This window comes from Candidatus Methylomicrobium oryzae, assembly GCF_016745425.1.
GTDB lineage: Bacteria > Pseudomonadota > Gammaproteobacteria > Methylococcales > Methylomonadaceae > Methylomicrobium > Methylomicrobium oryzae.
On sequence record NZ_JAERVK010000002.1, the window covers coordinates 66,470 to 77,790 of the forward strand.

Genomic DNA, 11,321 nt, shown 5'->3' on the forward strand with positions numbered 1-11,321 from the left:
TAGCTGACCGCTGGGTCCGCGGTCAAAACTGTCTGTGGGGGAGTTATCGGATGTTTCCATAAAATGTTCAACCCGACGGTTACGTTAAAAAATCCAGCGCCAGATGCACCAAGCGCAGCTGCTCTGCGGATTGGGTGGCGGTATTGATCCTTTGCAGGATATCCCGGCCAATCGAGCCGAAAGGCCCCAAATACCAGCCGATGTGTTTGCGGGCGATTCTAACGCCGGTCGACTCGCCGTAGAAATCGTACAATTGCTCGAGGTGCGAGACGATCGTGTCCTTAATTGCCGCGGCAGACGGCTCCCAGCGCTTCTCGCCGCTCTCGAAAAAGCGCAGGATCTGTTCGAATATCCAGGGATTGCCGCAGGCGGCGCGGCCGATCATGAGGCCGTCGGCACCTGTTCTATCGAGCACGAACCGGGCCTTTTCGGGGCTGTCGATATCGCCGTTGGCGATCACCGGCATCCGGACAGCCTGCTTGACCGCCGCAATCGTGTCATATTCCGCCTCGCCGTTGAACTTGCAGGCACGGGTGCGCCCGTGTACGGTCACTGCCGCGATGCCGGCGCTTTCGGCAATCCGCGCAATCGCGACTGCATTCCGGTTTTGCACATCCCAGCCGGTCCGGATCTTCAGGGTGACCGGCACCTCGACGGCAGCAACCACCGCATCGAGAATTCTGCCGACCCGCTTTTCGTCTTTCAGCAGCGCGGAGCCGGCCGCCACCGAACAGACCTTCTTGGCGGGACAGCCCATGTTGATATCGATGATATGGGCGCCACGGTCGACATTGAATCTTGCCGCGTCCGCCATTTGTGCGGGTTCGGTGCCGAGTATCTGCACCGATCGAACGTTGCTTTCGCCGAAGCCGTCCGATTTCAGCAGCGTCCGGGCATGCAGGCGCAAGGCCGGATTGGATGCGGTCATTTCCGAAACGGTCAGCCCCGCGCCGAATCGCTTACAGATTTCGCGAAACGGACGGTCGGTAATACCCGCCATCGGCGCCAAAACCAGATTATTAGCGAGTTGGTAAGGACCTATCCGCATCGGGTTCCACACAAACAAAAAACAGAAAGTAAAACCCGCGGCAGCGGTGGATAATCAAGCTAGTGCGCAGCGTCCCTGCGATGCGGGCAGCTGCGCCTGTAGGTCGGGATACGGCAAAAAACCTGCCGGTATCTAAAATTCGATTCCGGAAGCGGCTGCCTCCGGGCACCGCTCCCTGATTGGCCGGCCCATTATCGGCCGGACCTGAACTCAATCAGACGGATGAGCCGGTCGCCGCCTTTTTGGCCGCCTCGGCTTCTTCATTCCAAATCGGATTCTCGAGGTCTTCTTTGTTCAGTTTGACGCGGTCTTCAGGATAAATATGCCAGAAAGACTGGTCGATCTTCGCATTGCTGTAGCCTTCCTTCTTTTCGTGAGTGAAAGGGCACCACCAGTTTTCGACGATCTTGACCATGTAGGCGTGCCATTCGAACACCGCGACGCTGACCGGGCAATACCAAGTGCAATTCAGAATCCAGTACAGCTTCGACTGCGACAGGCTGGCCTTGAACGAGCCGTCCATCGTGATCTGGCTTTTCAGGTTATAGCGGTGGCTGTCCTTGGCGGGCAGAAACGCCGAGAAAGGCTTGATGTTGCGGCCGCCGATCAGGTGCAAATGAAAATAAACCATGTAGGCGCTCAGGAATACGAACGGCAAAGTCACGATCGGCAGATACACGAACACGAGGCCGATCGCCCGGCGCCAGACCGGAACCTGTTTATGATATTTGCCGATCTCGGCGCGGCCGGAACATGATTCACAAGCTTTCATTGTTATTCTTTATCCTCGTTTTTATTGGTTGATGTGCTTGTCGATACCGTGTTGCTATCGTTAAGCAGTTGATAGATGCTCAGGCAGCCGGCGCAGCAAAACTTCAACATCCCTTCGGGAGTTTGCAACGTAAAGCCTTCGATTTCAACAGGCTGGCCGCAGAGAACGCAAAAGTCGCGATATTCTACCTTGGTCATCAAGATGCCTCAATGACTTTATAAAGCGGACGAAACCGAACAGAAAAAGGTTTTCAAATACTGAGTCTCCGGAATCGCGGGATCGATCGGATGATCGGGCCCCTGGCCGCCCTGGGCGATAAAAGTCAGATGCCGGTCGATATGACGTCCGGACGAACGCAGGATTTCGTGCAGATCTTCGCGGCTCAGATGGAACGAGCAGGAGGCCGAAATCAATAGGCCGTTTTTTGCAAGTACCTGCAGCGCCAGATGATTCAATCGCCGATAGGCCTCGTAACCTTGCTGGTAATCCTTCTTGCGTTTGATCAGCGCGGGCGGGTCGAGCACGATCATATCATAGAGCCGGCGCTCCTGGCGCGCCTGTTTCAAAAAATCGAACACGTCGCTGTGCGCGAACCGCATCCTGTCTTCAACGCCGTTCAGGGCGGCATTTTCGCGCGCCAGCTGCAGCGCCGCTTCGGAGCCGTCCACGCAGGTCACTTCGAGCGCACCGGCCCGCGCCGCCGGAATCGACCAGGCGCCGGTGTACGAAAACAAATCCAAAATCCGCTGTCCCTTCGCGATCCGGGCCAGTTCCGCCCGGCTCATCCGGTGGTCGTAAAACCAGCCGGTTTTCTGGCCGCCCAGGATGTCGACCCGGAAGTTGGCGCCGTTTTCTTCGATGATCAGGGAATCGGGCAATGCACCGTAGGCCACGGCCGATTCCATCGGCAAGCCTTCGAGCTGGCGCTGGCTGTTGTCGTTTTTCAGCACGATCGCGGCCGGATTCAGCAAGTCGACCAGCGCGGCCAGCAAGGCCTCCTTGCGTTGTTCGATCCCGGCCGTAGTGATCTGTACGGACAAGACTTCGCCAAAACGATCGATGACAAGTCCCGGCAACCCGTCGCTCTCGCCGAACACCAGCCGGTAATAGGGTTTATCGAACACTTTCTCGCGCTTTGCCAGCGCAGTGCCGATCCGGTCCTTGAAGAAATTCGGCCCGCATTTCAGATTCGGCTTGCGCGACAACAGGCGCGCGCAAATCAGCGCATTCGGGTTCACATACGCGGTGCCGAGCGGCTTGCCGTCATGCGCGGCCACCTGCGCCAGGTCGCCGGGCGCAAAGCGGTTCAGCGGCGAGCGTTTGATGTCGACTTCATTGCTGAATATCCACAAGTGCCCGAGCCGGAGGCGCTTGTCTTCGTTTTTCTTGAGAAAAAGTTCGGGGATGTCCATGTCTTAATAACTGAGATCGAAATGAAAACCGCCGACCTTGGTTTGCGTCGGGGCGATTTCAAAACTGATTTCGGCCGCGCTGTTCGCGGCCAATTGCGCACTTTCCGGCTGCCCGGCAAGATATTCGCCCGGCTGAAACAGCCGGTATGCAAACGGCTGGCCGCCGTAAGAGAGCAGGGTCAGGCCGATGGCCGGATAGCGCATCGAAAATGCCGCCTCGTTGTTCAGCACCAGCTTGAACGCATAATGCCGGTTCGGCAGCTCGCTGAACGAATTGTGCAGGATGCTGAGTTCGGCCAAATTTCGATAATCGGGCAATCTGCAATGCAAGGCACCGCAAAGGTTTTCCAGGGCCGTACGCAATTTTGGGTTTTGCAAAGTGCGGCCGCCTTCGAAATAGATGCCTTGCGCAATCAGCAGGGCGATGCCGGTAAAAACTCCGAAGCGCCACACCCGCGGGCTGCGCGTTTTTTTTTCGGCCCACGGCTCATCGTTGGGCGGGATATCGGTAACCGCCTGCGTTTCGGTCTCGGCCAAGGTCGCCAGTGCATCGAACACCGCAGCGCAGCGACTGCAGCGCACCATGCCCCGGCCGCTGCGCAGCGCTTCCGGGGTAATCGCCTGCGTCGTCAGACATTCGGGGCAGCGGGTAAACATCGCGGCTTATCGCTTCAGTCCGTCCAGACGAATCCAGTCTTCCTGCTGCGCCGGAGTGTTCAGATCGATGCAGGACCGGTAGGCGTCCGCGACCTGCCCGGTTTGCTCGGCCAGAATACCGGACAGCACCAGCGCCCCGCCCGGCTTGACCAGGTCGGAAATCCGCCCGCTGAGCTCGCACAAAGGCTTCGCGAGGATGTTGGCCAACACAATGTCGGCCTGCATCTTCGGCAGTTGTTCCGGCAAATAGACCTTGATCCTGTCCTGCACCGCATTTTTCTCGGCGTTACTTAACGTTGCGGTCAGTGCCTGCGGATCGATATCCACCGCATGCGCCTCTTTCGCACCGAGCAGCACCGCGGCAACCGCAAGAATCCCCGAGCCGCAGCCGTAATCGATCACCGTCTTGCCGGCCGGATCGTGCTCGGCCAGCCATGCCAGGCAGAGCGCGGTGGTCGGGTGAGTGCCGGTGCCGAACGCCAGACCGGGATCGAGCAACATGCAGACGGTGCCAGGCTCGTGTTGTTCCTGACCGGTCGGGCAAACCCAAAGTTTGTCGCCGAATTTCATCGGATGGTAATACTCCATCCAGGCGCGCTCCCACACCTGATCCTCGATCAACTCCTGCCGCCAATCGCGCAGCCGGTCCGTACCGAAGGCTTTATGCACGCGTTCGCTCACGCCGTCGAGATCCGCATCCAGTTCGTACAGCGCAATCACCTGCGTATTGCTCCAGATCTTGGTTTCACCGATCGCGGGTTCGTAGACCGGCTCGTCCTCGGCGTCCATATAGGTCACCGATACCGCGCCGAGATCATCGAACAGTTCGGCGACTTCGGGGGCGGTTCGTTCGTCGGTAATTACGGTAATTTGTTGCCAGGCCATGCGGAGATCAGTGAAATAAATTGAAGACTCCACCCTTCGAGCGGGGCAAGCCTAGAATGTCTACATCACGCACCGCTACCGCTGGAGCGGTGCGGTCGGCGTTCCCACGCTTTGCGTGGGAACGAAGATAGATTAATAGAGCCCGAGCTTCTTTTCCAGATAATGGATATTCTGCCCGCCGGCCGCGAACGCGCTGTCGCTCATGATTTCCTGCTGCAGCGGAATATTGGTCTTGATGCCTTCGATGATGATTTCGCTGAGCGCGGTATTCATCCGCGCAATTGCGCTTTTGCGGTCTTCGCCATGCGCAATCAGCTTGCCGATCATCGAATCGTAATACGGCGGCACTTTATAACCGTTATAGATGTGCGTTTCGCAGCGGATGCCGGGACCGCCCGGCATGTGGAATTGCTCGATCGTGCCGGGGCACGGCATGAACGTTCTCGGATCTTCCGCATTCAGGCGGCACTCGATCGCATGGCCGGTCATCTTGACCTGATCCTGCGTAATCGACAAGCGTTCGCCGGCCGCAATCCGCAATTGCTCCTTTACGATGTCGAAACCGGTGACCATTTCGGTGACCGGATGCTCGACCTGCACCCGCGTGTTCATCTCAATGAAATAGAACTCGCCTTTTTCATAGAGGAATTCGAACGTGCCGGCTCCCAGATACCCAATGTCGATGCAGGCTTTTGCACAACGCTCGCCAATTTGTCGCCGCTGTTCCTCGGTAATGCCGGGCGCGGGCGCCTCTTCGACGACTTTCTGGTGGCGGCGCTGCATCGAGCAGTCGCGCTCGCCCAAGTGAATTGCATTGCCATGCGAGTCGGCGATTACCTGAAATTCTATATGGCGCGGATCTTCAAGGAATTTTTCCATATAGACCGTCGGATTACCGAAGGCACTGGCGGCTTCCGCCTTGGTCATATTGATCGCGTTCACCAAAGCCGCTTCGGTATGCACGGTACGCATGCCGCGTCCGCCGCCGCCTCCGGCCGCCTTGATGATGACCGGATAGCCGATCTCCCGCGCAAGCTTCAAATTCTTCTCGGGATCGTCCGGCAAGGGATCGCCGTTGCCCGGTACGCACGGAATGCCCGCCGCGATCATCGCTTTCTTTGCGGAAATCTTGTCCCCCATCATGCGGATCGTATCCGCATTCGGACCGATGAACACGAAGCCGCTCTGTTTGACCTTTTCCGAAAAATCGGCGTTTTCGGCCAGAAAACCGTAGCCCGGATGAATCGCCTCGGCATCGGTCACTTCGGCCGCGCTGATGATCGCGGGAATGTTCAGATAGCTGTCGATCGACGGCGCAGGACCGATGCAGACCGACTCGTCGGCCAGACGCACATGCTTCAGATTTCGGTCTGCCTCGGAATGCACCGCGACAACCTTCACGCCGAGCTCCCGGCAGGCGCGCAAAATGCGCAGCGCGATTTCGCCGCGGTTGGCGATCACAATTTTGTCGAACATAAGGCGCTCCGTTATTCGATCACAAACAGAGGCTGGCCGTATTCGACAGGCTCGGCGTTCTCGACCAGGATCTTGGTAATCGTGCCGCTTTTGTCCGCTTCGATCTGGTTGAGGATCTTCATCGCCTCGATGATGCAGAGCGTGTCGCCCGCCTGCACTTTCTGACCGACGTCGGTAAACGGTTTCGCGCCGGGCGAGGCGGAACGGTAAAAGGTGCCGACCATCGGCGACTTCACGATATGGCCGGTGATGACTTCTTCGGCGGCTGCAGCGGCGGGAGCGGCCGCGGCAGGAGCAGCCGGCGCGGGCGCAGCGGGTTGCGGCACATAGGCGACCGGCGCAGGCGCAGCGGAATAGCGGCTGATCCGGACGAATTCCTCGCCCTCCTTAATCTCGATTTCGGCGATGCCCGATTCTTCGATAATCTCAATCAGTTTTTTTATTTTTCTAATATCCATGATTAATGTCTCTCGGCTAATATCTGATGTGCAGCCCGTAAGGCCAGTTCGTATCCTGTGGCTCCCAATCCGGAAATCACGCCTTTGGCGATATCCGAAAAGTAAGAATGCTTTCTAAACGGTTCACGCGCGTGCACATTCGACAAATGCACCTCGATGAACGGAATCCGGGTCGCGAGCAGGGCGTCGCGCAGCGCGACGCTGGTATGCGTAAATGCGGCAGGATTGATGATGATGAAATCCACCCCATCGTGATAGGCCTGATGCACCTGCCCGACGATTTCGTGTTCGGCGTTGGTCTGATGAAAAACCAACCGGTGCTGGAACCCTTCGGCCATTTCGGCCAAAGTTCGCCGGATATCGTCCAGCGTCTTGTTGCCGTAGTGACCGGGCTCGCGGATTCCCAATAAATTTAGATTTGGCCCGTTCAGAACGGCAATCGTTGCCATAAATGCAGCCTGCTAATGAAAAACGGCGGAAATTATCCCACAATTTCAGCGCGATTTGCAGAGTTTAATCTAAATATATTAATTTTCCGGGAAGATAGCGTCATTACGCTGAACTTTGGCTACCAATCAATGAACGAGTCATTGCCCAGCCCATTGACCTGCAACTGTTGGAAAATTGCCTTCTGAAAAGCAACAGATTGACTTTGACGAAGGCGAGCGAGGTTTATTATCCCCAAACGATAAGCCATGACGCCGGCCATCAGATTCACGGCGAAGTTGGCAACGGAACGGTGACGAGTATGCTCGGCCTGATACGGATTTTTCAATTTTATTTGTCAAAACAGAATTTTACACGAAAAAAGTGTGATCGCCCGGCATTTTGTTATCCCCGAGCTCAGGTCGTCATCTAGAATTACACGTAATCTTTTTAATCTCAGACATCCAAAATGGACATTGACAATTAGAAAGTAAACGATGCGTCTCAGATTGAATCGAAAACATTCGAAGAAGATAGTATGAAGTCTATTCTAATACTGAGGATGTCCTGGAAGTTTATCAGCAGCCTTACCAACACTCAGTCGATTGCCCGCATGTAAAATACTTTCGCACCGGCGGAAGCCCGACGGATCGCGGAGCGTATGGAAATTCACTACACCTCAAAGCAGAGAGCAATCGGCTCGATAAAACTGGAATCGAATTGGAACGCCCTGGCCGCGCGATGAACGGACTGATCGGGTCCGACATATCACTACCTGGAGCTAGCGCCGTAACCAGGCCCAAGTGAAAACCCGCTGGCAGTTTGCCCCCACGGATAGACGGCTCAACTCCCTAAACTTTATTCTAACTTCGATGGGTGACAGAATGCTGAATTAGAATTGTAAAGAGCGCAGATTTATCCATTAATTCCAGTATAAACTTGAAACCCGCAAAAACAGCTTAAGAAAAATGATAAAGAGTGCAAAACCTAAAATCGGTGTAGTAATACCCTGCTACAATGTGAAAAATCATATTCTGAACGTTATTGCTCAGATCGGCCCAGAAGTCAGTAAAATTTATATAATCGACGATTGTTGCCCATCCGGTTCCGGCGCCTTTATTAAAGAGAACTGTAAAGATGAACGTATTAAACTTATCTACAATAATAAAAATCAAGGTGTTGGCGGAGCGGTAATAGAGGGATATAAATCAGCTGTAACTGACGGAATGGAGATTATTGTGAAGGTAGACGGTGATGGGCAAATGGACCCAAATCTTATACCGGATTTTGTGGCTCCGATTATTGCCGGGGAAGCTGATTATACGAAAGGAAATCGCTTCTTCAATCTGGAAAAGATTCGGGCCATGCCCAATATACGTTTATTCGGCAATGCTGCGCTGTCATTGATAACAAAACTCTCATCGGGCTATTGGGATCTGTTTGACCCGACAAACGGCTATACGGCTATTCATAAAGATGTTGTTAAATGTCTTCCATTAGAAAAAATAAGTCGTCGTTATTTTTTTGAAACCGATATGCTATTTCGGCTTAATACTCTACGCGCGGTAGTGGTTGATGTACCGATGGACGCAAAATATGGCGATGAAGTCAGCAATTTGAAAATATCCCATATTATGGGAGAGTTTCTTTTTAAACATGCCCGTAATTTCGGAAAAAGGATTTTTTATAACTACTATCTAAGGGATATGTCGATTGCATCGATTGAACTCCCTTTAGGACTATTGATGCTCTGCTTCGGGATTCTTTATGGAAGTTATCATTGGATTGCTTCGTTTCATGCAGGAAAAATAACACCGGCAGGAACGGTTATGCTTTCAGCGATGCCCGTAATTATTGGCCTTCAATTCATTTTAGCTTTTTTAGCATATGATATTGCTTCAGTGCCGAAGCGCCCTATTCATCGTAAATAACAAATTTCATATTAAATAATTCAGGACTTTCCATGCCCTTATCACAGCTCAATTTCATCATTTTAACGGTAGTGGCGATTTCTACGGGTCAAATCTTGTTCAAAATGGCTGCAAGCGAATTTGAACTTTCAGTGGTCGGCTTTTTAAACAGCCTATCAAATATAAAACTTATTTGTGCCCTGATCATATATTTCTTGGCCACGACCATGTGGCTGCTTGTTTTAAAAATTACGCCATTACGTATCGCTTACCCTTTTGTATCAATGGCTTTTTTCATTGTACCTATTCTCGCCCATTTCCTGTTGAATGAAAAACTAAGCTGGAATACTTTCATCGGCGCCTCCCTGATAGGCGCAGGAGTCTGGGTTTCCGTATATGAATAAAATGACGGCCATACTGAATGGAATTTTGTCAGGTGATACTTTTATCAAAAAAGAAAAATGGAATGGCATTAGCCGGACATTTAATTCTTTTGTTGAAAAATTAAATCCGATATTGACCAAGACCTGCATCATCATTGCCTTTCTGGCTTTAGCGGATTTGGCAATTAGAGCCGCTATACGGCTCGATACTCGATGGGATGCTCTTTTATATCATTTGCCATTCTCATCGCTTCGGGGCGGGTTGAACTTGCCATATAGCATGAGCGATACGATGCAAAACTATTATTTGGGGTTTCCTCCGCTTCCCCATATCGTTCAAGGCATATTCTGGCGGCTTACGGGTTCGGTCAATGCAACCGGCATCGTCAACTATTTAGCGTTCTTAACTTTTCTTCTCTATTGCCATTTCGTCCTGCAGGCACGCTTGTGGCTGGTATCCCTCATCGCCTTAACAGCCCCCCTGGTTATCATTCACGCTGCTTCGAGCTATGTAGATCTATTCGGAAATTCTTTGCTAGCCATCGGCTTAAGCTCCTGCCTTTATATTTATTTATTTCCTGAAAAATCGTCACAAAAAATACTGCTATGCGGTTTACTCGGCCTTATCGGCGCTGCTTGGTCCAAATACCAATTAACTCCTATCGTCGCGATAGCCGTATTTTTTTTTACACTTTTGAGTTTATGCTCAAGCTACAGGCTCAGAGATATAAGCTCGAAGCGGTCTTTAATCTTGGTCTTTGGGGCAACTCTCCTGGCGGCGGCTCCTTATATTAAAAATCTAGCTTTCTATGGAAATCCCTTCTGGCCTGTACGCATGCCGGTATTAACTGAATTATTTCCCTACACAGTAATAGCCGATAATAATCTTGAGCAAAGACCACCGCCTTTAAAGCATTCCGGCCAATTTAAATTATTTATCCATTCATTATTCGAAATTGGGCACCCTATTCGCTACAATCATAGGCCACGTTGGATTATTGATCAGGGCAATGCATGGATTGCTTATCGGAGTGGGGGTTTTTGGTGTGTTGGAGTCATTTTTTATCTCTTCACGACTATCGGAATGCTTTTCGCATATGATCGAAAATCGGGGTTAATTGCAAGTCTGTCAATACTCGCCGTACTCTGTTTTTTAGCTTTTCTGCCGCAATCCCACGAACTGCGCTATTATTTATTTATTCCACTGTGCTGGGCTGCGGCAATCGGAATGCTATTCCCGGCATTCAAGAATAAATTACCCAAAGTTGCGCCTTTTTTCTTGATAACTGTAATCGCTCTGTATGGCTATATGTTTTCGGAAAATCGGATGCATTACCGGCTCGAAAAAATAGACTATCGAACAACCGCCCGGGCTTGGGGTGCATCTCAATGGTGGCCCAATTTCGAACGGGGCAAAATATACTGTGTTGTGCATATGTCGCCTATCGGAATCCTCTTAACGGGACCGACGCTGTCCGAGTTTAATATAGTCGATAGAAGCTCCGCTTATCTCTGTCCAATCGGCAGTACGGTTGTTACCAAAAACGGTTCCCAACAGGTACTGAATGCCCGCCTGTTACTTAATGAAAGTTTTGCACTGTATCGAGCGGGAAAATTTCTTGAGAGCCTCGAAGCCAGCAAAAAAGTGCTTGAAATCCAGCCTGATTCCGCTGAGGCATACAATAATATTTGTAGCGTTAATAACGGATTGAAAAGATGGAATGATGCAATCGCTGCCTGTATGAAAGCAATTGAACTAAAAGCGGACTTTCAACTTGCCAAGAATAACTTGAAGTGGGCAAAAAAAATGATCTCATCGCGTTAGTCGAGTTTTCTAATCTTGAAGTAAAGAATTACCACTTGGCGAGTTACGGGTCCAATGGGACAGGTTTTT

At 52.0% G+C, this 11,321-nt stretch carries 12 protein-coding genes and 1 pseudogene; 3 read left to right on the forward strand and 10 right to left on the reverse strand.

What is annotated here, in order from left to right; all coding sequences use genetic code 11:
• Nucleotides 1-79 precede the first annotated feature (79 nt).
• From dusB to JJL52_RS21195, 10 genes and pseudogenes are all read right to left on the reverse strand, one after another.
• Nucleotides 80-1,048: a tRNA dihydrouridine synthase DusB gene (gene dusB / locus JJL52_RS02350; RefSeq protein ID WP_202050787.1), complete on the reverse strand. Its 969-nt coding sequence runs from the start codon at nt 1,046-1,048 to the stop codon at nt 80-82.
• Between the two features lie 214 nt (nt 1,049-1,262).
• Entirely contained in the window at nt 1,263-1,820 is a 558-nt protein-coding gene (locus JJL52_RS02355) for a hypothetical protein (RefSeq protein WP_202050788.1), read from the reverse strand.
• A 2-nt stretch (nt 1,821-1,822) separates the two neighbouring features.
• Nucleotides 1,823-2,017, reverse strand: coding sequence for a metal-binding protein (locus JJL52_RS02360; RefSeq protein WP_202050789.1), 195 nt, complete (start codon nt 2,015-2,017; stop codon nt 1,823-1,825).
• A gap of 18 nt (nt 2,018-2,035) precedes the next feature.
• Nucleotides 2,036-3,232, reverse strand: a complete 1,197-nt coding sequence (locus tag JJL52_RS02365) for a class I SAM-dependent rRNA methyltransferase (protein WP_202050790.1) — start codon at nt 3,230-3,232, stop codon at nt 2,036-2,038.
• A 3-nt stretch (nt 3,233-3,235) separates the two neighbouring features.
• Complete coding sequence (locus JJL52_RS02370) at nt 3,236-3,889, reverse strand: zinc-ribbon and DUF3426 domain-containing protein (protein WP_202051036.1); 654 nt, start codon at nt 3,887-3,889, stop codon at nt 3,236-3,238.
• Between the two features lie 6 nt (nt 3,890-3,895).
• On the reverse strand, nt 3,896-4,774 hold the full coding sequence (gene prmA, locus JJL52_RS02375) for a 50S ribosomal protein L11 methyltransferase (protein WP_202050791.1): 879 nt from the start codon (nt 4,772-4,774) through the stop codon (nt 3,896-3,898).
• 132 nt (nt 4,775-4,906) lie between these two features.
• Nucleotides 4,907-6,250 (reverse strand): acetyl-CoA carboxylase biotin carboxylase subunit, encoded by a 1,344-nt coding sequence (gene accC, locus JJL52_RS02380; RefSeq protein ID WP_202050792.1) that lies wholly within the window; start codon nt 6,248-6,250, stop codon nt 4,907-4,909.
• 11 nt (nt 6,251-6,261) lie between these two features.
• A complete protein-coding gene (gene accB / locus JJL52_RS02385) occupies nt 6,262-6,708 on the reverse strand; it encodes an acetyl-CoA carboxylase biotin carboxyl carrier protein (protein WP_202050793.1) in 447 nt (148 codons plus the stop codon).
• A gap of 2 nt (nt 6,709-6,710) precedes the next feature.
• The gene (gene aroQ / locus JJL52_RS02390) at nt 6,711-7,157 is read right to left on the reverse strand and encodes a type II 3-dehydroquinate dehydratase (RefSeq protein WP_202050794.1); all 447 of its coding nucleotides are present in this window, start codon (nt 7,155-7,157) and stop codon (nt 6,711-6,713) included.
• A gap of 190 nt (nt 7,158-7,347) precedes the next feature.
• Nucleotides 7,348-7,486: pseudogene (locus tag JJL52_RS21195) on the reverse strand (IS982 family transposase); the annotation flags it as partial.
• Nucleotides 7,487-8,102: 616 nt separating this feature from the next.
• On the opposite strand from JJL52_RS21195, the gene JJL52_RS02400 reads away from it, so the two are divergent.
• From JJL52_RS02400 to JJL52_RS02410, 3 genes are read left to right on the forward strand one after another with little or no spacing between them, the layout of a single operon-like run.
• Nucleotides 8,103-9,065: a glycosyltransferase family 2 protein gene (locus tag JJL52_RS02400; protein ID WP_202050796.1), complete on the forward strand. Its 963-nt coding sequence runs from the start codon at nt 8,103-8,105 to the stop codon at nt 9,063-9,065.
• 32 nt (nt 9,066-9,097) lie between these two features.
• The gene (locus tag JJL52_RS02405) at nt 9,098-9,448 is read left to right on the forward strand and encodes an EamA family transporter (RefSeq protein ID WP_202050797.1); all 351 of its coding nucleotides are present in this window, start codon (nt 9,098-9,100) and stop codon (nt 9,446-9,448) included.
• Complete coding sequence (locus JJL52_RS02410) at nt 9,441-11,252, forward strand: tetratricopeptide repeat protein (RefSeq protein WP_202050799.1); 1,812 nt, start codon at nt 9,441-9,443, stop codon at nt 11,250-11,252. The genes JJL52_RS02405 and JJL52_RS02410 overlap by 8 nt, the downstream gene beginning before the upstream one ends.
• Nucleotides 11,253-11,321 lie beyond the last annotated feature (69 nt).